Raw genomic sequence first — 19350 nt, 5'->3', positions numbered from 1 at the left:
AATTATGGTAAAAGTAAATTCTCATATTAGTAGTTACAATCCAAATGATGCTATTTTTCTATTAAAAGATATTAGTGATTTAATGAAAGAAAGTTCCACGGAAACTAGAGAACAAGCAATTCAAGCTGGCACACATTATTCCGAAATGTTACCAATGGAATATAAACCATCTAAAGCGTATATGGATTTATTCTTTTCTTCCCTGCAACAATACAAACACAAACTAGCCATCGCTGTTGGAGTTGTCGCCGAACAGATTATACAAACTAAAGGAACTAACCTTGTCCTCGTTTCATTAGCTCGTGCTGGTACACCTATTGGCATTCTTATCAAACGCTACATACGCTATCAATACAACCTTGATGTACCTCACTATTGTATTTCTATTGTTCGCGGACGCGGTATTGATGAAAATGCACTCCATTATATTTTGGAACATCACCCTAAAGAAACAATTCAATTCATTGATGGGTGGACTGGGAAAGGTGCAATAAAAAAAGAATTAGAATATGCAGTACACACATTTAACGAACGAAATAATACACACATTTCTCATTGTATGGCTGTGCTTGCTGATCCCGGTTACTGTACTTCAATTTACGGTACACGTGAAGATTTTCTTATTCCTAGCGCTTGCTTAAATGCAACAGTCTCTGGACTAATTAGCCGCACTGTACTAAATGACACCTATATCGGTCCAAATGATTTTCATGGTGTTAAATATTATAAAGAGCTAGAACAAGAAGATTTATCAAATTTCTTCGTTGATGAGGTAACAGATTTATTCCCTTCTGTTCATTCTCATATAGATAATCAATTACGTTATATTACTTCAACTTACACTGATCCCTCTTGGCAAGGATTAAAAGATATACAGTCTATCCAAAATCACTTTAAAATTGACGATATTAACTTAATTAAGCCAGGAGTCGGTGAAACAACTCGCGTATTACTCCGGAGAATACCGTGGAAAATTTTAATACGCCAGCAAAACAATCCCGATTTAAAGCATATTTTACTTCTCGCTAAAGAAAAGAATGTCCCTATTGAAATCTATGAGAATATGGCTTATTCATGTTGTGGGCTCATTAAGCCTCTTAGGAGGGAAACAATATGATTTTCGCCAGTGATCTTGATCAAACGCTTATTTATTCCCGGAAATCGTTTCGTGCCCCTATAGAAGATGAATCAATTCAACTCATTGAAACTTTAGATGGAAAAGAAATTTCTTTCATATCACATAAAACCATTTCACTACTAAAAAAATTACAACTGCACTCACATTTCATCCCAGTTACAACAAGAACTATTGAGCAGTTTCAGCGTATTGCTTTATTCCAAAACGAAATCATTCCCGAATACGCCATTACAAGTAACGGCGGCAATATCCTTCATAACGGGAAACAAGATGGTACTTGGAACAGGACAGTAAAAGAAAGACTATCGGTTGAATGTATAGAGAGAAACGACATACTAAAGGAATTTGGACAAATAGCTCATAAAGATTGGGTTATATCACAAAAAACAGCTGATGATCTATTCCATTATTGCATTATTAAACGGGAGAACATTCCTTATGATGAATTATCATCCTTCACTTCCTGGTTAGACAAACAAGGCTGGAATCATTCACTTCAAGGTAGAAAGCTATACTTTGTACCAAAACCAATTAATAAATGGGACGCCGTACAATATATAAAAGAAATTTTGCAAATAGATACGATTATTACAGCTGGGGATTCTTTACTTGATTTATGCATGCTTGAAAAGGCGAACCATGCCTTCGCACCACTTCATGGTGAGTTAGGGGCAATGCATGATAACTTACAACCCCATATTTTAAAAACAGACGCAATCGGCATATATGCCGCAGAAGAAATCGTAAATAAATCACTTCAAATTATTCACAGTTCATTACCTACCTCATGATCATAATATGCACAATTGCATACGCACCGCGATTAAACAGATGGTACAATTTATTTGAATCGCTGTTGCTACACTTCTTGATTAAAGAAAAGGCGTTAACACGGAAATTAGCGTCTTATCAACCTCAAGCAATTGGCACATTTTGTCATCTTAAAAGACACTCGAACGAGTGTCTTTTTTTCTATATCCAACAAGGACTTACTCATTTCAAAGTATAAATACATAAAATAATGTAAATCATTACACGTATGAATCACTTTCTAAAAGTTATAAAGTAGATTCAAAATAAAAAAAGCACTCTTAACTAGAGTGCTTTTTACTTTCAAACAAGGAGGCTACATATATGGATAGTACTCTCGTATTTAACTTTGGCATTGGTATTGTTATCATTTTATTCGTCTTCTTTGTACTTTGTATGAGCGGGGTATAAAAAGGCGATTTTCGAGCGTCTTTTTATACATACATATGTATTACTTGACTTCTATAAAATCAGTAACCATAATAGTTACAGATATACAAATAGCTATTCACATATCCACAAATAGGAGGAAGAACAATGAAACATGTAATCGTTTATGCACACCCAAATACAGAAAGCTTCAACCATGCGATTTTAGAAACGGTAAAACGTGAATTAGAAGAAAAAGGTCATGAAGTACGCGTTCGCGATCTATACGAATTAAACTTCAATCCAGTATTAGGCGCTTCCGATTTCATCTCATTTTCTCAAGGAAACACACCCGAAGATATTAAAGAAGAACAAGAGCATATCTCTTGGGCTGATAGCATTACATTCATTTATCCAGTGTGGTGGGCGGGACTTCCTGCTATTTTAAAAGGATACGTTGACCGTGTGTTTAGCCATGGATTTGCTTATGCTTACGGTGAAAACGGCATTGAAAAGTTATTAAGCGGTAAAAAAGGATTGTTATTATCTACAATGGGCAATACGAAAGAGGCATACACAGCAGGCGGCATGTTTGATGCAATGAAGAAAACAGCGGATGTTGGTATTTTTGAATTCACAGGTATTGAAACACTTGAGCATACATTCTATACAAGTGTCCCTTCTGTGGATAATGATGTGCGTAAACAATATCTTGAAGAAGTAAAAGACGTTGTGAATCGTGCATTCTAATAAAATTATATCAGCGATTTTTTTAATATATCAGCGCAACTCAGATTATATCAGCGATTTTCTAAATATATCGGCGTAACTCAGATTATATCGGCGATTTTTCAAATATATCGACTTACCGACAAAAATCGACACTAGTCACAACGAAATAAAAAAAGCTGTTCCAAAGTTTGGAACAGCTTTTTTCATTACATCTTCTCAATCCACTCCGTCAAGTTATGCACAACTTGCGTCGGTTGAACTTCGTATTCTGTTAACTTCTCCACAGTTGTGACTCCAGTGTGGACAAGAAGCGTATGCATACCAGCATTTACTCCTGCTAAAATGTCTGTATCATAGTTATCCCCAACCATTAATGCTTCATCTTTTCCTATACCAAGAACTTTTAAAGCTTGTTCCATAATGATTGATTCTGGTTTTCCGATAAAGATTGGATCCACACCTGTCGATACTGCTACAACCGATGTTAATGAACCGTTACCTGGTAATAACCCGCGCTCAGTTGGGATGGCAATGTCCCCATTTGTGGAAATAAACGTTGCGCCGTTACGCACAGCAAGACACGCTTTTGCTAACTTTTCATATGTGATGTCACGATCTAAACCAACAACAACGAAATCAGGATTTTCATCCACAAGTTCAAATCCTTTTTCCACAAGTGCATCGTGTAAGCCTTCTTCACCAATCATATATACAGTTGCATCTTGTTTACGTTCATAAATGAAGTTCGCAGTCGCCATACTCGTTGTGAATACTTGCTCTGCTTTCGCTGGAATATCGAAACGAACAAGTTTTTCTGCCACTTGTTCTGGTTTACGCGTTGAGTTATTCGTAACGAATAAATAAGGAATGCCGCGCTCTCCTAAAGCTTTTACGAAGTCGCTCGCTTCTTCAATTTGTTCTTCTCCGCGATACATCGTACCGTCTAAGTCAATTAAGTAACCTTTATACATCATTATGTCTCTCCTTCTATGCTAACGTTCTCACCTATCATACCACTCTTATATTACCCGCTTTTTCCAAAGAAAAAAACGCTTTACCTTAAAGCGCCCCATAACGTTCATTTTTTCTCTTTTATTTGGTAAGAACAACTACAATCGCCCTCGCACATGTTTGCTAGCGTTTTCACTTCTGCGTTCGTAAATAAACGATTATACATCTCTTTTTCATCTTCACATACTTGCGGGAATCTCTCTGCAATTTCTTTTAATGGACAGTTTTGTTTTTCAATTACGAAAGAGTTCTCTCCATCTCTCTTTATTTGAACCATATAACCATTTTTCTCTTGCATAGCTGCTATCTCTTGCACTTTATATGCTAAATTCTTTTGATTACTTACTCTCTTTTGCAACTGTTCTTCCATTCGCTTCGTTCTCTCTTTTAAAACGTAACGAAGTATTTTTTCATCGCCCATTCGAGCTAAATCTTCTAACATATCAATCGCAAATTGCTTATATTCTTTCGGGAATGTATCTTCTCCCTTTTCACTTAATCCATACAAATAAGTTGGTCTTCCGACATGTTGCCTTACCATCTTAGAATAAATGAGTCCGTCTTTCTCAAGATTACTTAAATGTCTTCTGATTGCCATTTCTGTAATCTCTAAAACATCAGCTAGTTCAGCTACTGTGTGCTCTCCCTTTACTTTCAACAATTGTACAATCTCGTCTTTCGTAGTACGTGCTTCCCCCATACTTCACCCTTCTCCCTTTTCTTTCTCACATACAATATAAGATCCCCAAAAGGCATTCTCTGGGGATCTTATAAGCATAATTATTCTGGTACAAATGCAGATACAGGTCCTAATTCCTTTTCTAAATAACTGCGAATATTTGCTGGGTATTTTTCTACCACTGCAATATGTTTTTGAATCGTCTTATATAATTCGTCATGATTCATTTGAATATAATCTTGCGTAAGCATCTTTCGAAGAAGGATAATTTCTTTCATCCCTTGTCCATCTTCTTCACTTATCACTCGCTCGTCCATTAAAATATCAATAATATCTTCATAGCTTCCTGGATCGCGCATAATAAATCCATCAATCATCGCATTTCCTACATCTAATACAGTATCAATAATCAGATGGGCTATGCGCTCTAATGCGTAAAATTCAAACTCGGTTTCATATATCTTTTTCTCTTGAAATGTACTTGTTGCTCGTTCTAAACATACTAGCATTTGTTCTATTTTCTTTCTGTCTACAAAATACATGAATGTCACCTACCTGGAAATTAAAGCATTTACATTTTAATTGTAACGCTTTCTTCTGAAAAAATCGACAATTTTTCGAATTCACCTTTTCTCCGTTATTTGTTATAGTTATATTTGTATGATTTTTGAAATTGGAGGAATGGAATCTTGGAACGTGAACTCGCACTAGAAATTGTCCGTGTAACAGAAGCAGCAGCCTTAGCATCCGCACAGTGGATGGGCCGCGGAAAGAAAAATGAAGCAGATGATGCAGCAACTACAGCAATGCGTGATATGTTCGATTCAGTAAACATGGCAGGTACAGTTGTAATTGGTGAGGGAGAACTTGATGAAGCACCGATGTTGTATATTGGTGAAGAACTAGGAACAGGTAACGGTCCGGAAGTAGACATCGCCGTTGATCCATTAGAAGGTACAAACATCGTTGCAAAAGGTCTTGCAAATGCAATGGCAGTTATTGCAATCGCAGACAAAGGGAACCTTCTTCATGCTCCTGATATGTACATGGAAAAAATCGCGGTTGGTCCAAAAGCAGCTGGTAAAATTAGCTTAGATGATCCAATTGAAAAAACAATTGAAATTGTAGCAGAAGCTAACAATAAAAAGATTCGTGATCTAACGGTTATCGTTCAAGAACGTGAACGTCATCAAGATATTATTGACCGTGTTCGTGCAAAAGGTGCACGCGTAAAATTATTTGGTGACGGTGATGTTGGTGCGTCAATCGCAACAGCACTACCTGGAACGGGTATCGACTTATTCGTAGGTATTGGCGGAGCTCCAGAAGGTGTTATTTCTGCAGCAGCATTAAAGTGCCTTGAAGGTGAAATGCAAGCTCGCTTAGTTCCAATGAACGAAGAAGAAGAAGCTCGTTGTCGTGAAATGGGATTAGAAGACCCTCGTCAACTTCTTATGTTAGATGACTTAGTATCTGGGGATGATGCAATCTTCTCAGCAACTGGTGTATCTGCTGGTGAGTTATTAGACGGTGTTAAATTCCTTGGCGGAGATTTAGCTGAAACATACTCTATCGTAATGCGTTACAAAACAAGAACAGTACGATTCATTAAAACGCATCACCATTTAGATCATAAACCACACTTAAACTTAGATATTTAATAAAGGAGCCATGTGTATGGAAGAACGTTTCTTTCTGTACGACGACACTGTCGCTACAAAAACTCGTTTCGTTAGCTTTATGGGAGAAAATGAGCGTCACGATTTAGCGCTTTTATACTCCGATCGTCATTACGGTAAAACAATTGTACTTGATATGCAAAGTAATAAATTTGCAATTATCGGTGCTGACGATTTAAACGAACCAGGCTACTTAGAGCACGCATTTTCTATGACTGAAGAAATTGCAGAAGAATTACGCTCATTTTTATTTGAACTTATATAATTTATCTCAAACACCAGTTTTCAGCTGGTGTTTTTCTATTATAAATATTTTTAATATTCAATTTTATGTATTATAATTAAAAATAAATAGAAGGAACGCCAAAGTATAAGTAGTTTCTTCTGTCTTTTTCCTGTTGTAGTTTTCCGGAAATAAGTAATTGATAGAAGAACATTTCAACATGTTGCTAAAAACTTATCGAATAACCGATGCCGGAAATCCAAAAATAAGGGGATGAAACATATGTCACAGACCCTGACAGTGAAAGTGAAATTGATTCCAACAAAAGTACAAATTCGTTTATTGGAACAAAGTAGCCATGAATATATCAAAGTTATAAATACACTTGTATCAGAAATGGTTGAAGCAAAGAAAAGTACAAAGAAAAGCACAAAAGATATTAAAGCGAATATCCCAAGCGCGGTGAAGAATCAAGCGATTAAAGATGCGAAAAGTTTGTTTGCTACAAAAGTAAAGAAGAGCAATTATAAAACTATTCCGATTCTAAAGAAGCCTATTTGCGTATGGAACAATCAAAATTATTCCTTCGATTACAATCATATTTCTATCCCGTTAATGATAAATGGAAAGTCAACTCGTTTAAAGGTACGCGCTTTATTAGTCGATAAAAACAATCGCAATTTAAATTTGTTAAAACATAGGTTAGGCACACTTCGTATCACAAAGAAATCGAATAAGTGGATGGCCCAAATATCTGTCACACTTCCTACGAATGAAGGAGTAGGAACGAAAATTTTAGGGATAGACCTAGGCCTCAAGGTCCCTGCGGTAGCAATCACAGATGATGGTAAGATTCGTTTCTTTGGGAATGGTAGACAAAACAAATATAAGAAGCGTCAGTTTCGTAGTGTTCGTAAGAAGTTAGGAAAAGACAAAAAATTGAATGCCATTCAGCAATTAGATAATAAAGAGCAAAGATGGATGCAGGACAAAGATCATAAAATAAGTCGTAAAATTATTAATTTTGCGGTTGATAATCATATTTCTGTCATTCGATTAGAAAAACTAACGAATATAAGACAGACGGCAAGAACAAGCCGTAAAAACGAAAAAAACCTACACACTTGGTCATTCTATCGTTTATCACGATTTATTGCGTATAAAGCAATGCTAGCTGGTATTCAAGTTGAATATGTGAATCCATCTTATACAAGTCAAAGTTGTCCGCAATGTGCCGAAAAGAACAAGGCGCGAGATAGAAAATACAAGTGTCGATGTGGATTTAAGACACATCGTGATATCGTTGGGGCGATGAACATTCGCTACGCAACTGTGATTGATGGTAACAGTCAATCAGCCTAAGCACCTATATGGTCTGGTTTAGGAGGGGCAATGAGATACCCTCATCTTGAAGACTGTTCAAAACAGAAATGGACTGCGAACGTTTAGTCATTCAAGAATCCCATCCTTCATTCCGCAAAGATTCAGGCTTGCGACTTTAATCCTGGGAGTCTCAAAAAGGAACGTAATGCATCTGTAGTATGATCATGTTTCCCGGCAACATATGAAGCCAAATGCAATACTTTCTGAAGGCGATCATATCTCGATTTGTTTATAAGCGAGAATATGTAAAAAATCCTCTTACAATTGTAAGAGGATTTTTTTATTTCTTCACTTTTCGTAATACGAAGTGTGCACAACCGAAGTTACAGTACTCGTATAAATACTCCGTTAACGTACTAATTTTCGTATCATATGTCGCACGTTGGTTACTATCATCAAAGAATCCTCGCAGTCTAAGTTGCTCATATCCCCAGTCTCCAACGATATAATCATATTTATTTAAAATTTCTGCATAGCGCTCTTTAAATGCTTCTTCACTAAAACCGTCACGAAAGTTTTTAATTACTTCGTACTGAACATTATTAATGCTCACCGTAGCATGAATCTCTTGCTCTTGCTTTTGCTCCATCATTAACTTCCTCTCTAAGCATTCTTCTTTTTATCGTATCACAAAGCATAACAACCAACAATTTCAAATACAAAAAATTGCAAATTAGTACATGCTATGGAGAAGGAGGTGATACATCGTGAAAAAACAAATTTTACTTTCCCTTCTCACTCTTTCCTTATTTGCAGGCTGCCAAACAAATAATAAAGCCGAAATGGAGCGCGAAGAAGGAAGCCGTGTTCTTGTTTCCAATAAAAACGACATGTATCATACAGAAAATACAAATACAAGGCTCACAAGAGTCGGTTATTCATCTAAACAAAAACATGAAGTATCTAACAAACAAGTAGGGGCCATTAATCGCGAGAAGGTCGCTGAAATGATTACAAGCATGACAGTCAAACTTCCTGACGTTACAAACGCTGCTACACTCGTTACTGATGATGAAGTATTTGTTGTATACCGTGCAAACACAACGGATCCAAAACTCGTAGCAGATCAAGTATATAAAACCGCTTTGTCCATCGTCCCTCGCTATTATAAAGCATATGTATCAACAGACCAAAAGTTGATTTCTCAAATTCAAGGGCTTCAATCTGGCGCATTAAATGATACAGAATATACACAAAGCCTCGATATGTTAAAACGAGAAATGAGTAAAAATCCTCATTTGAACAATACGGGAGATCAGACTTTGAATGATATGATTAAAAAGTAAAACAGGTGGAGAAAATCTCCACCTGTTTTACTTTTTATTTTTTATTACGATCCGCATAAACCTCCATCGCATCACACATAAACTGCGCTAACCCCTCACCAAACTTATCGATATTTTTCGTGAAGCGCTCATCAGCGACGTACATTTGACCGAGTCCTTTAAAAGCATCTAACGAATATTCACCGAAGTTTTGCAAGTAATCGTACCATACTTTAATAGCTGCCTGCGCCTCTTTAGAATCTGGTGCATCGTGTCTAAGCGTTGCTAAATTTCTATAAATAGCATTAAACTCCTCTTGGTTCTCTTTTGACATACCTTTTGCATATTCGTTCGCTTTATCTACAGCTGCATTTCCCCATTTTTCACGTGCTTCTTCTTCATATGGGTTATGGCTGAAATCGAATCCTTCAAATTTCTCTTTATTCGTCATTTCAATCTCTCCTTTTGTATGCTGAATTGTTTTATCAATCGTCGCAATCACCTTATCTAATCTGGCACGCTTTTCAAGAAGCATCTTCTTATGAAGCTGTAGTGCCTCTTCGCGATCAAATGATGGACTCATGATAATCTCTTTAATTTTCTTCAAAGGGAAGCCAAGCTCTTTAAAAAACAAAATTTGCTGCAATGTCTCTAAATTTTCATTGGAATACAGACGATATCCAGACTCTGTCGTCTCATCTGGGGTTAACAACCCAATTTCATCGTAATGATGCAGTGTGCGCACACTAATTCCAACTAAATCAGCTACTTCTTTTACTCTCATTGTCATTTGTATCTCCCCCTTAGTACATACGATAAAGTATGACGCAACGTTAGAGTCAATAAGTAAATTCATTTTCTTTCTAAAAGTTTCATCTCTCCCCTATTTCATGCATAATAGATATGTACATATATTAGAAAGCGGTGAAAGTATGGTTTCAAATACTGTAATTGCCAGCATCATTTTTCAACTCATTGTCTCGATTCTGGTCCCAATTATCGTACTCGTTTATTTCCGTAAAAAATATAATATTAATTGGAAAGTGGTCGGCGTTGGTGTTCTTATCTTTATCGGATTCACCCAAATTCTTGAAACACCATTCCACCTATTTATGCGCGGTAATCCAACAATCGCTCCATTTTTAGAAAATCCGTTTGTCTTCGCAATTTATGGCGGATTGACTGCTGGTATTTTTGAAGAATTAGGACGCTTCGTTGCCTTCTTCTTCTTACTAAAAAAATATCTAGAATATAAAGATGGCTTCGCTTATGGAATTGGTCACGGCGGAATTGAATCTATTTTAATTGGCGGTTTTTCTGCATTACAAGCATTAATTTTTGCTAATTCTATTAACGATGGTAGCTTCGCTCGACTGATTGAACAAAAACCCGAGCTCAGCATTTTACAGGACATGCTAATTCAGCAACCTGCCTACTTATACTTCCTTGGTAGCTTAGAAAGAATTATGGCACTCGTGCTTCAAATCGCCTTTACAATGCTTGTTTTATACGCAGTAAAACAGAAGAAATACATCTTCCTAGTATACGCTATACTATTCCACGCATTTGTAGACTTTTTCGCGGCACTTTACCAAACAAAAACAATCAACATCTTCGTTGCCGAAGGAATTACACTTCTGTGTACAATTGGCGCTGTCGTTCTTATTCGCAAAATGAAAGAGAAATTAATGAGTGTACCGGAGTAAAAAATAAACCACCAAAATTGGTGGTTTATTTTTTATATGGATGATAACTTTTGCCCTCTTGCAGCTCCCTCTTTGTTTCTGCATCTATAACGATGTACTTATGAAACGCTTCTACTTCATTTTGAGTAAAAGAAGCGAAAAAATAAACTTGGCGATCAGGGTGAACAAAAAAATCTTGAAGCACCACTCTACTTCGACAACCGACAGCTGTTTTTTGTAGGAAAGAAAATTCTTCATCAGGCACTTCTTTAAATAAGATTTTTTTCCGAACACTATATGCTGCATTTTTGTATTCTTTATAGATCTTCTTATCTAACTGTTTATAAAAAGCATCCTCACTCACAAATGACTTATTTTGATTGCTTGGATAATTTAGTTTTCGGTTGGATTCTGCATATGTTGTGGACAATTGCGCAAGAAAACAAATAATGAATACGATACATATCATTTTTTTCATCATTGCACCTCAATTTTTTATTATCCACATTACTTTTCCACATATTTAAATCCATATGCTGTTTCCAATAAAAAGGAATTATTTCCACATTTGTCGAAGTATATAGCGTCAACTTGAAAGATGGGGATGAATTATGAAGAAAATTATTTTAATACGACATTGTTCAGCAACTGGGCAAGAATGTGATGCTGAATTAACGACCGATGGAAAAGACCAAGCAAATACCCTTGCTACATTCCTCTTAGAAAATACTCTACAAATCGATCATATTATTTCAAGCCCATTTGTCCGAGCTATCGATTCCATTCGGCCCTATGCGCTCCAAGCTAACTTATCTATCCAAGAAGATGAACGATTAACTGAACGCATATTGAGCAACGTTCCAATGGATGATTGGATGCAAAAACTAGAATCCACTTTTACGAACATAGATATTGCCTTCTTAGGCGGAGAGTCCACAAAACAAGCAACAGACCGTGCCATATCGCTTATTCAAGACGTTTTACAATTAAACCATACGACAACACTACTTGTTACACATGGCAATTTACTTACACTCATTTTAAAGCATTTTGATCATACGATTGGTTTTAATGAATGGAGAAATTTAACGAATCCTGATATTTACGAAATTACAATCGACGAACAATGTATCATAACACGCTTATGGGAAGCATCGTCCAAGTAATATCCCTTTCCAAAACATTCAGTTGACGCCACGAGAAGAGACTGTTCTAACAATAGAAAGGGGTATTATTTCATATGTACGAAGACGTACTTGCTCTACTACATAAAACAAATGTTTCTTATGAAAAGTTCGAACACGAACCGGTACTCGATTATGAGACAGATCGGATTGTACGTGAAAGACTTGGCTTACAAGGTACTCCAAGTAAAAGCTTATTTTTAAAATCAACATCTGGAAATTTTTATGTGTTTTTTACGTTAGAAGGAAATCGGCTTAATCGCGGAGAGATGAAAGAAATAACGGGAGAACGCTTATCGCTCTGTTCTCCTGATGAACTAAGAATGGAAACTGGCTGTACTCCAGGATGTGTAGCTCCTTTTGGTTATTCACAAGAAGTAACAATTATTGTGGACAGTTCCGTTTATACGTACGATAAAATTTTAATTACACCTGGTGTACCTGAATTTACAATTGAATTATCCACAGAAGAATTAAAAAAGATTTTATTAACATGTACAAATACCGTTTTAGAGTACAAACAAAAAGAGAGCTGATCGTTAGCTCTCTTTTTTCATTATTTAGCTTCTGCTGTTTTTTCTTTTGCAGAACGTACTTGCTCGTCCGCATGGTAAGAAGAACGCACAAGTGGGCCAGCTTCACAGTGGCTAAATCCTTTGCTAAGTGCAATTTCTTTAAGCTCTGCAAATTCTGCTGGTGGATAATATTTAATAACTGGTAAATGCTTCTTAGATGGTTGTAGATATTGTCCAAGAGTTAAAATATCCACATTGTTTGCACGTAAGTCATCCATTGCTTCAATTAAATCTTCTCTTGTTTCACCTAAGCCGACCATAATGCTCGATTTAGTTGGAATATCAGGCTGCATTTCTTTTGCTCGACGTAAAAACTCTAATGAACGGTCATACTTTGCTCTAGCGCGAACTCGGTTAGATAATCGACGTACTGTTTCAATGTTATGGTTTAAAATATCTGGTTTTGCATCCATTAACATTTTTAAGTTTTCTTCTACCCCAGCCATATCAGATGGTAATACTTCGATAGACGTGAATGGGTTTTTACGACGTACTGCTCGTACTGTTTCAGCAAAAACAGCTGCTCCGCCGTCCTTTAAATCATCACGTGCAACCGCTGTTATAACAACGTGCTTTAAGCCCATTTGTACTACTGAATCTGCTACGCGTTCTGGTTCTTGTAAATCAAGCTCAGTTGGTAAGCCTGTTTTAACCGCACAAAAACGACAAGCACGTGTACAAACCGCACCTAAAATCATAAATGTTGCTGTTTTTCTTACAGCCCAGCATTCATGAATATTCGGACATTTTGCCTCTTCACAAACGGTATGAAGATTCTTAGAACGCATCATTTTCTTTAAGCCTGTATAGTTTTCATTCGTGTTTAACTTAATTTTCAACCATTCGGGCTTGCGCTTATATTCTGTTTGTTTTGTCATGGTTATCAACTCCGCACAATATGAAATAGTTTACCGTGTTCGCTTCTTTCAATGTAACATATCTATTCTAACGTATGAAAGCGATTTGCTCAAATGAAGATTCTAAGATTTTTTCCAATCGTTCCCTATAATGAAATACTCCGTATATCCCACACTAAAAAGAGTGATGTTGTGAAAGGAGTCTATTTCATGCTTCGAAAAATTTCTCTTTTGCTTTCTATTTGTTTTCTTCTCCACCAAAACATCGCTTACGGTGAAGATAATCAGCAAAGCATATACGAAAAGCGCATGGCACTATATAAAGAAACCGAGCAGTCTTCAGGCATTCCATGGTATTACTTAGCTGCAATGGATCAATATGAAAGAAATATACGGAGCGTAAGAAAAGATATTCCAAAAAAACCAGATGCCATCATTTCCCTTTATTTCAAACCAGAAATATGGGCTGGACCTGTTAATAGTAACGATACTCTCCCCCATACAATTTCTCTATTTGGCGGAATAGGTTTAGATGGTGACAAAGATGGATTTGCAAATGCAAATAGCGACCGTGATCTTCTGCATACCGCAGCGACTATTTTAAGGAAACAAGGAACGTCAGAAGACCGTATTAAAATTATGCTTTGGGAATATTATAGACGTGCAAAAACAGTTGATTTAATTAGCCAGTACGCCCAAATTTATAAACATTATGGACGTATTAATTTAGAAGGAAATGCTTTTCCTCTTCCGATTCGTAGTGACCATAGCTACCGTAGTACTTTCGGCGCTGGAAGAAGTTTTGGCGGAAGACGAATTCATGAAGGAACCGATATTTTCGCCGGATATGGCGTGCCAGTAAGATCGACTTGCTATGGCATTATTGAAACAAAAGGCTGGAACCGCCTTGGTGGATGGCGCATTGGTATTCGTGACCTTCATAACAATTACCATTATTACGCTCATTTAGGCGGGTTCTCAAAAGAAATACAGCTTGGACAAATTGTTGAGCCAGGAAAAGTAATTGGATTTGTTGGTAGCACTGGTTATGGACCTCCTGGTACAGCCGGAAAATTCCCACCCCACTTACATTTTGGCATATATAAAGACAATGGCTATACAGAATGGGCCTTCGATCCATACATGCATTTAAGCCTTTGGGAGCGAAAAGAACGCGCCAATACAAAACGATAACCGTAGCACATTGCTACGGTTATTTTTTATCCAGTAACAGCCCGGCTCAGCCGAGTTTCACTTTATATGCAACTAACTATCTGTTTTCTTTTTATCAGGTACAGCAACACTTCCGCTTCCATAATACGTAGGCACTTCCCCTTGAACGATACGCGTCGCAATCGGAACATTTTGTTTCACAGTTATCTCTTTCGTATGAAATGGAATAATTACTTGCAATGTTACTTCCATTTCCATAACAATTTGAATCGCTGTAGTATTAATTCCATGCGGCTCAATTTTTTGTTTAATATCTGTATTCACATGCCCAATTGGCGTGAAATGAATCGGAATATCTGGTCCTATATTACCAAGAAGTGCATTATCAGTTACACGTCCAAAAGGAACTGCCATAGTCGCCCCGTTTTTTTCAGAAATACCTAGCTCCTTCAACTTCCCTTGTTCTACTTGTTGCAAATATTTTTCTATGTACGTGGTCGTTGACGTTACGATTTCATTTACTTGCTTCGTATTTAAATTAATTGTGGATACTTTTCCGTTTTTATCATTCTGTACTTTCATTAATGAATCGACATCGAATCCTTCATTAATTCTATCCTTTACCGCCTTCGTCATAATTGCTGTCGCCATTTTATGTGTCTCTACTTCCCCATATTTAATTAAGGTCGGCTGAATGCTGCTGTTCACAATCCATAATCCTTGCACGAGTAATATGACAAAAAGAATAAACGACATAAGCAGTATGTGCCGAAAGGAAATAGGTCCCCTTCGAAACCGCGAATTTTTCGAACGAAATATACTCATAAAAAACCCTCCTTCTTATAGCATTTCTATGCAAGAAGGAGGGACGATATATGCTTATCTCATTTTTAATAACGCTTCTTTTCCGATTGTACCAGCCGTAATACCTAAAGCTTCGGCTTCAATCGTTACTGATTCTAGCGGCGCTTCAAGAAGTTGTTCAATCGTTCTTACACCAACCGCGCGGCCAGCAATAATACCTCGATCACCTAACTTCTCATTTAAAAGACCTATATCTAATGCACCGCACATAATATATCCTTTATCGCTCATTACAGCTAGCAAATTCGTCTTTGGAAGTTTCACGCTAACCGCAATAAACGTATAATTATCAATTATAATTGGCTCCACATTAACCATAGTTCACACTCCTCTCTTTCTTATCTGTATGACAAGAGAAAAATGAGTGTTACAAGTTAACTAGCCTATAGTTTAACGGAAGTTGTATGAGTTATTAACATATCCGTTAACACATCTCTAAGTAGTTCTGGCATATAATATTGTTTGCCAGAAAGTGTGGATAGCTCTGGGTATAAGTATCCAAACGTAAACATATCGATTGTTCCTACCGTATATATACGATCTAACTCCAGCGATTCGCCGTTAATCAATACATCTTCTAATAAAATTTTATTGCCAGGAATCGTATCTGGAATGACTTCTACACCAGCATAAATCATTTTCCCCATCACTTTTCCCCGAAATCCGAATCCTTTCACCTCAAGATTCTCCATATTCGGCTTACGTGCTTTCAAAATAACTTCTCTTAATATCTTTCCTGGAACTTTCAAAGCACACGGATTAATTGGATGTGGACAAATTCTGTGAATATCTCCGCGCGTTACAACACCCTCTTCTAGCCCTTCAAGAAGTACACCGGCGTTCACCATGCCAATCTCTGCATCGCACCATGTTTTCAGCGCGCTTGCTAACATATGAGAAAACGGCGTCTCCTGAAACCAATCAACCGGTAATGACTCTTTTAAATGAACGACAGGCTCTGCCATTATATGCTTACTTTCTTCCTGCAGTATTTCAATTGTGGATAACGGATCGCTATAAGCACCTAACCGTTCCGTCTTAATCGCTCTACCGTCCTTTTCCAACAACTTCTTCGTCTCTTTATCCACAGTAAGCTGAACGTGGCCAACGTAACGTCCCCACTTTTCACAACAGCAAAGTAAAGTATTGTTCAGTAGAACACCACGCTCAAATAAATGATGCGTATGTGCACCTAAAATAACATCTATATCATAATGCTCTGCCATATACTCATCCATACTTTTTCCAAGGTGAGATAGGACAACGGTAATATGCGCCTCATCTTTCACTTCTTCTAAAATAGACTCTAAATGGATAAGCGGATCTTCAATATGCCAATCGAGCATATGATAAAACTCTGGATAAGCTACCGTTAATCCGATAAAAGCAATGGTAATCCCATCCGTCGTTGTGTGCAATTTATAAGGCTTCGCCCACGCTGGACGTACCCCTTCTTTTTCAAATAAATTCGCAACGAGCACCTCAAATCCAGCATCATCATATAGACGATTCAAATGCTCCTTCGCTAACGTAATGCCTTCATTATTTCCGATCGTTACATAATCATATAACGCCTCATTTAAAAGCTTCGTATTCCCAAGGCCATTTGTCGCTTCCGAAATACTATGAAAACGATCCACATGATCACCGATATCAACCGTCAAAACAGTCTCTCCCGCTTCCTGTCTTCGCTTTTTCTCCCCTAGAACAAACCGAGAAATTTGCGGCCAATTTTCAAAATGACTATGTATATCGTTTGTATGATAAAGGTGGATGATTGTTTCTTTATTTATATTCAGAGAAAAAACCTCCTCTCAGTTCCTTACTGCCATTTACGCTACGCGTACGCAATAATCCTGTAAATACTTTTCGTCTTTTCTTGCTATTTTACATTGTACTCGCATTGAGGGAAAAAGCAAAAGATTGTCCTTTTCATATGAGAAACTTTTGCTAATGCAGGAAAGAATTCCAGATAGTGGAGGGAGGGGTGGATTTGTCAAAAAGTTTAATAGAGAATTCAGTGGGTGGTTGTTCAAGTGGATTTGTCAGTATCTTTGTCTTAAACCTAGTCGTTCTCTGTTCTTATAAAATGTTTGGGTTATGTGAGGATTTTCTTTTGTCTTATCTTGTCGACAAATCGATATTCCTTGTCGAAACGTTGATATATTGAAATAATCGTTGATATATTCCCGTTTATGATCGATATATTTGAAAAATCGTTGATATATTTAGCTGAACACCCACCCGGGTATCCTCTCCCAAGCCACGACAAATCCGCAAAACAAAAAAGCGCCCTGCACAGCAGGGCGCTTCTACTTTATCTATTAACCAATAGAACCTTCCATCTCAAACTTGATTAGACGGTTCATTTCAACTGCGTATTCCATTGGAAGTTCGCGAGTGAATGGCTCGATGAAGCCCATTACGATCATTTCTGTAGCTTCTTGCTCAGAAATACCGCGGCTCATTAGGTAGAATAATTGTTCTTCTGATACTTTCGATACTTTCGCTTCGTGCTCAAGTGAAACGTAATCGTTTTTGATTTCGTTGTAAGGAATTGTATCAGATGTAGATTGGTTATCCATGATTAACGTGTCACACTCGATGTTAGAGCGAGAGTTTTTCGCTTTTGGTCCGAAGTGTACGATACCACGGTAAGTTACTTTACCACCATGCTTCGCAATCGATTTAGAAACGATTGTTGAAGACGTGTTTGGTGCTAAGTGAATCATTTTCGCACCAGCATCTTGGTGTTGGCCTTTACCAGCAATCGCGATTGATAATGTTAAACCACGAGCGCCTTCGCCTTTTAAGATAACTGCTGGGTATTTCATCGTTAATTTAGAACCGATGTTACCATCAATCCATTCCATCGTTGCGTTTTCTTCACAAACCGCACGTTTTGTAACTAGGTTGTATACGTTGTTCGCCCAGTTTTGGATTGTTGTATAACGGCAATACGCATCTTTTTTAATGATGATTTCTACTACCGCACTGTGAAGTGAGTTAGTAGTGTAAACAGGTGCTGTACAACCTTCTACGTAGTGTACGTGTGCGCCTTCGTCTACGATGATAAGCGTACGCTCGAATTGTCCCATATTTTCAGAGTTAATACGGAAATACGCTTGAAGTGGTGTATCAACTTTAATACCTTTTGGAACGTAGATGAATGATCCACCAGACCAAACTGCAGAGTTTAATGCAGAGAATTTGTTGTCTGTTGGTGGAATTACTTTTCCGAAATGCTCACGGAAAATATCTTCGTTCTCTTTTAATGCGCTATCTGTATCTTTGAAGACGATTCCTAGAGCTTCTAGGTCTTCTTTCATGTTGTGGTATACAACTTCAGATTCGTACTGTGCAGATACACCAGCTAAATATTTTTGCTCAGCTTCTGGAATACCTAATTTATCAAATGTTGCTTTAATTTCATCAGGTACTTCATCCCAAGACTTCTCAGATTTCTCAGATGGTTTTACGTAGTACGTAATTTCATCGAAATCTAAGTCGTTTAAGTCGCCGCCCCATTGTGGCATTGGCATTTCATAGAACTTATCCAGTGATTTTAAACGGAAGTCTAACATCCACTGTGGTTCTTCTTTCATACGTGAAATCTCTTCAACGATCTCTTTTGTTAAACCGCGTCCAGCACGGAAAATCGAAACGTCTTTGTCTTTGAAACCATATTTGTAATCGCCGATATCTGGCAGTTGCTTCGCCATG

General features: G+C 37.3%; 22 protein-coding genes. 11 read left to right on the top strand and 11 right to left on the bottom strand.

Features of this window, described 5'->3' with window-relative positions:
- The first annotated feature begins 4 nt into the window (after positions 1 to 4).
- The 3 genes from MRP26_RS14465 (at position 5) to MRP26_RS14455 (ending at position 3067) form a co-directional block, all read left to right on the top strand.
- Positions 5 to 1117, top strand: coding sequence for a cysteine protease StiP family protein (locus tag MRP26_RS14465; protein WP_242806219.1), 1113 nt, complete (start codon positions 5 to 7; stop codon positions 1115 to 1117).
- Entirely contained in the window at positions 1114 to 1929 is an 816-nt protein-coding gene (locus tag MRP26_RS14460) for an HAD family hydrolase (RefSeq protein ID WP_000575380.1), read from the top strand. The genes MRP26_RS14465 and MRP26_RS14460 overlap by 4 nt, the downstream gene beginning before the upstream one ends.
- A gap of 556 nt (positions 1930 to 2485) precedes the next feature.
- Positions 2486 to 3067, top strand: a complete 582-nt coding sequence (locus MRP26_RS14455) for an NAD(P)H-dependent oxidoreductase (protein WP_000683411.1) — start codon at positions 2486 to 2488, stop codon at positions 3065 to 3067.
- Between the two features lie 188 nt (positions 3068 to 3255).
- Here MRP26_RS14455 and MRP26_RS14450 read toward each other — a convergent pair whose 3' ends face one another.
- From MRP26_RS14450 to MRP26_RS14440, 3 genes are all read right to left on the bottom strand, one after another.
- Complete coding sequence (locus tag MRP26_RS14450) at positions 3256 to 4020, bottom strand: TIGR01457 family HAD-type hydrolase (protein WP_000276470.1); 765 nt, start codon at positions 4018 to 4020, stop codon at positions 3256 to 3258.
- A gap of 107 nt (positions 4021 to 4127) precedes the next feature.
- A complete protein-coding gene (locus MRP26_RS14445; RefSeq protein WP_000503349.1) occupies positions 4128 to 4760 on the bottom strand; it encodes a helix-turn-helix transcriptional regulator in 633 nt (210 codons plus the stop codon).
- Between the two features lie 80 nt (positions 4761 to 4840).
- Positions 4841 to 5281, bottom strand: coding sequence for a DUF86 domain-containing protein (locus tag MRP26_RS14440; protein ID WP_000274010.1), 441 nt, complete (start codon positions 5279 to 5281; stop codon positions 4841 to 4843).
- Between the two features lie 147 nt (positions 5282 to 5428).
- Here MRP26_RS14440 and glpX point away from each other — a divergent pair, with 147 nt between their 5' ends.
- From glpX to MRP26_RS14425, 3 genes are all read left to right on the top strand, one after another.
- Positions 5429 to 6400: a class II fructose-bisphosphatase gene (glpX, locus tag MRP26_RS14435; protein ID WP_000439090.1), complete on the top strand. Its 972-nt coding sequence runs from the start codon at positions 5429 to 5431 to the stop codon at positions 6398 to 6400.
- A gap of 16 nt (positions 6401 to 6416) precedes the next feature.
- Positions 6417 to 6683: a DUF3055 domain-containing protein gene (locus tag MRP26_RS14430; RefSeq protein WP_000392611.1), complete on the top strand. Its 267-nt coding sequence runs from the start codon at positions 6417 to 6419 to the stop codon at positions 6681 to 6683.
- A gap of 240 nt (positions 6684 to 6923) precedes the next feature.
- Positions 6924 to 8003, top strand: coding sequence for an RNA-guided endonuclease InsQ/TnpB family protein (locus MRP26_RS14425; RefSeq protein ID WP_197242262.1), 1080 nt, complete (start codon positions 6924 to 6926; stop codon positions 8001 to 8003).
- Positions 8004 to 8304: 301 nt separating this feature from the next.
- Here the strand turns inward: MRP26_RS14425 and MRP26_RS14420 are convergent, their stop codons facing one another.
- Positions 8305 to 8616 (bottom strand): YutD family protein, encoded by a 312-nt coding sequence (locus tag MRP26_RS14420; protein ID WP_000970508.1) that lies wholly within the window; start codon positions 8614 to 8616, stop codon positions 8305 to 8307.
- Between the two features lie 115 nt (positions 8617 to 8731).
- Here MRP26_RS14420 and MRP26_RS14415 point away from each other — a divergent pair, with 115 nt between their 5' ends.
- Positions 8732 to 9310 (top strand): YhcN/YlaJ family sporulation lipoprotein, encoded by a 579-nt coding sequence (locus MRP26_RS14415; RefSeq protein ID WP_016079842.1) that lies wholly within the window; start codon positions 8732 to 8734, stop codon positions 9308 to 9310.
- A gap of 34 nt (positions 9311 to 9344) precedes the next feature.
- Here MRP26_RS14415 and MRP26_RS14410 read toward each other — a convergent pair whose 3' ends face one another.
- Entirely contained in the window at positions 9345 to 10079 is a 735-nt protein-coding gene (locus MRP26_RS14410) for a MerR family transcriptional regulator (RefSeq protein WP_242806218.1), read from the bottom strand.
- 100 nt (positions 10080 to 10179) lie between these two features.
- Between MRP26_RS14410 and MRP26_RS14405 the strand changes: the two genes are divergently transcribed.
- A complete protein-coding gene (locus tag MRP26_RS14405) occupies positions 10180 to 10995 on the top strand; it encodes a YhfC family intramembrane metalloprotease (RefSeq protein ID WP_016079840.1) in 816 nt (271 codons plus the stop codon).
- A 25-nt stretch (positions 10996 to 11020) separates the two neighbouring features.
- Here MRP26_RS14405 and MRP26_RS14400 read toward each other — a convergent pair whose 3' ends face one another.
- Positions 11021 to 11452, bottom strand: coding sequence for a hypothetical protein (locus tag MRP26_RS14400; RefSeq protein ID WP_078401284.1), 432 nt, complete (start codon positions 11450 to 11452; stop codon positions 11021 to 11023).
- Positions 11453 to 11585: 133 nt separating this feature from the next.
- Here MRP26_RS14400 and MRP26_RS14395 point away from each other — a divergent pair, with 133 nt between their 5' ends.
- Both MRP26_RS14395 and MRP26_RS14390 read left to right on the top strand, forming a co-directional pair.
- A complete protein-coding gene (locus MRP26_RS14395) occupies positions 11586 to 12140 on the top strand; it encodes a histidine phosphatase family protein (protein ID WP_088022016.1) in 555 nt (184 codons plus the stop codon).
- A gap of 74 nt (positions 12141 to 12214) precedes the next feature.
- Positions 12215 to 12694, top strand: a complete 480-nt coding sequence (locus tag MRP26_RS14390) for a YbaK/EbsC family protein (RefSeq protein ID WP_000272751.1) — start codon at positions 12215 to 12217, stop codon at positions 12692 to 12694.
- A gap of 20 nt (positions 12695 to 12714) precedes the next feature.
- On the opposite strand, the gene lipA is transcribed toward MRP26_RS14390, so the two are convergent.
- Positions 12715 to 13611 (bottom strand): lipoyl synthase, encoded by an 897-nt coding sequence (lipA, locus tag MRP26_RS14385; RefSeq protein WP_000166367.1) that lies wholly within the window; start codon positions 13609 to 13611, stop codon positions 12715 to 12717.
- A 189-nt stretch (positions 13612 to 13800) separates the two neighbouring features.
- On the opposite strand from lipA, the gene MRP26_RS14380 reads away from it, so the two are divergent.
- Entirely contained in the window at positions 13801 to 14784 is a 984-nt protein-coding gene (locus tag MRP26_RS14380; protein ID WP_242806217.1) for a M23 family metallopeptidase, read from the top strand.
- Positions 14785 to 14856: 72 nt separating this feature from the next.
- Here the strand turns inward: MRP26_RS14380 and yunB are convergent, their stop codons facing one another.
- The 4 genes from yunB to sufB all read right to left on the bottom strand — a co-directional run bounded on the left by yunB (position 14857) and on the right by sufB (position 19349).
- On the bottom strand, positions 14857 to 15588 hold the full coding sequence (gene yunB / locus MRP26_RS14375; RefSeq protein WP_078401287.1) for a sporulation protein YunB: 732 nt from the start codon (positions 15586 to 15588) through the stop codon (positions 14857 to 14859).
- A gap of 54 nt (positions 15589 to 15642) precedes the next feature.
- Positions 15643 to 15945 (bottom strand): YunC family protein, encoded by a 303-nt coding sequence (locus MRP26_RS14370; protein ID WP_000248461.1) that lies wholly within the window; start codon positions 15943 to 15945, stop codon positions 15643 to 15645.
- A 65-nt stretch (positions 15946 to 16010) separates the two neighbouring features.
- The gene (locus MRP26_RS14365; protein ID WP_197234022.1) at positions 16011 to 17402 is read right to left on the bottom strand and encodes a 5'-nucleotidase C-terminal domain-containing protein; all 1392 of its coding nucleotides are present in this window, start codon (positions 17400 to 17402) and stop codon (positions 16011 to 16013) included.
- A gap of 549 nt (positions 17403 to 17951) precedes the next feature.
- Positions 17952 to 19349, bottom strand: a complete 1398-nt coding sequence (sufB, locus tag MRP26_RS14360; RefSeq protein ID WP_001118824.1) for a Fe-S cluster assembly protein SufB — start codon at positions 19347 to 19349, stop codon at positions 17952 to 17954.
- Position 19350 lies beyond the last annotated feature (1 nt).

Source organism: Bacillus sp. CCB-MMP212 (genome assembly GCF_022748145.1).
Taxonomy (GTDB): domain Bacteria; phylum Bacillota; class Bacilli; order Bacillales; family Bacillaceae_G; genus Bacillus_A; species Bacillus_A cereus.
Note: the sequence above shows the minus strand (reverse complement) of the source record. Positions and strands in the feature narration are given on the sequence as shown.

What these genes read in the sequence shown, in the direction of transcription:
- MRP26_RS14465 (WP_242806219.1), top strand. Translation starts at nt 5, where the DNA reads ATGGTAAAAGTAAATTCTCATATTAGTAGTTACAATCCAAATGATGCT.
- MRP26_RS14460 (WP_000575380.1), top strand. Translation starts at nt 1,114, where the DNA reads ATGATTTTCGCCAGTGATCTTGATCAAACGCTTATTTATTCCCGGAAA.
- MRP26_RS14455 (WP_000683411.1), top strand. Translation starts at nt 2,486, where the DNA reads ATGAAACATGTAATCGTTTATGCACACCCAAATACAGAAAGCTTCAAC.
- MRP26_RS14450 (WP_000276470.1), bottom strand. Translation starts at nt 4,020, where the DNA reads ATGTATAAAGGTTACTTAATTGACTTAGACGGTACGATGTATCGCGGA.
- MRP26_RS14445 (WP_000503349.1), bottom strand. Translation starts at nt 4,760, where the DNA reads ATGGGGGAAGCACGTACTACGAAAGACGAGATTGTACAATTGTTGAAA.
- MRP26_RS14440 (WP_000274010.1), bottom strand. Translation starts at nt 5,281, where the DNA reads ATGTATTTTGTAGACAGAAAGAAAATAGAACAAATGCTAGTATGTTTA.
- MRP26_RS14430 (WP_000392611.1), top strand. Translation starts at nt 6,417, where the DNA reads ATGGAAGAACGTTTCTTTCTGTACGACGACACTGTCGCTACAAAAACT.
- MRP26_RS14425 (WP_197242262.1), top strand. Translation starts at nt 6,924, where the DNA reads ATGTCACAGACCCTGACAGTGAAAGTGAAATTGATTCCAACAAAAGTA.
- MRP26_RS14420 (WP_000970508.1), bottom strand. Translation starts at nt 8,616, where the DNA reads ATGATGGAGCAAAAGCAAGAGCAAGAGATTCATGCTACGGTGAGCATT.
- MRP26_RS14410 (WP_242806218.1), bottom strand. Translation starts at nt 10,079, where the DNA reads ATGACAATGAGAGTAAAAGAAGTAGCTGATTTAGTTGGAATTAGTGTG.
- MRP26_RS14405 (WP_016079840.1), top strand. Translation starts at nt 10,180, where the DNA reads ATGCATAATAGATATGTACATATATTAGAAAGCGGTGAAAGTATGGTT.
- MRP26_RS14400 (WP_078401284.1), bottom strand. Translation starts at nt 11,452, where the DNA reads ATGAAAAAAATGATATGTATCGTATTCATTATTTGTTTTCTTGCGCAA.
- MRP26_RS14395 (WP_088022016.1), top strand. Translation starts at nt 11,586, where the DNA reads ATGAAGAAAATTATTTTAATACGACATTGTTCAGCAACTGGGCAAGAA.
- MRP26_RS14390 (WP_000272751.1), top strand. Translation starts at nt 12,215, where the DNA reads ATGTACGAAGACGTACTTGCTCTACTACATAAAACAAATGTTTCTTAT.
- lipA (WP_000166367.1), bottom strand. Translation starts at nt 13,611, where the DNA reads ATGACAAAACAAACAGAATATAAGCGCAAGCCCGAATGGTTGAAAATT.
- MRP26_RS14380 (WP_242806217.1), top strand. Translation starts at nt 13,801, where the DNA reads ATGCTTCGAAAAATTTCTCTTTTGCTTTCTATTTGTTTTCTTCTCCAC.
- yunB (WP_078401287.1), bottom strand. Translation starts at nt 15,588, where the DNA reads ATGAGTATATTTCGTTCGAAAAATTCGCGGTTTCGAAGGGGACCTATT.
- MRP26_RS14370 (WP_000248461.1), bottom strand. Translation starts at nt 15,945, where the DNA reads ATGGTTAATGTGGAGCCAATTATAATTGATAATTATACGTTTATTGCG.
- sufB (WP_001118824.1), bottom strand. Translation starts at nt 19,349, where the DNA reads ATGGCGAAGCAACTGCCAGATATCGGCGATTACAAATATGGTTTCAAA.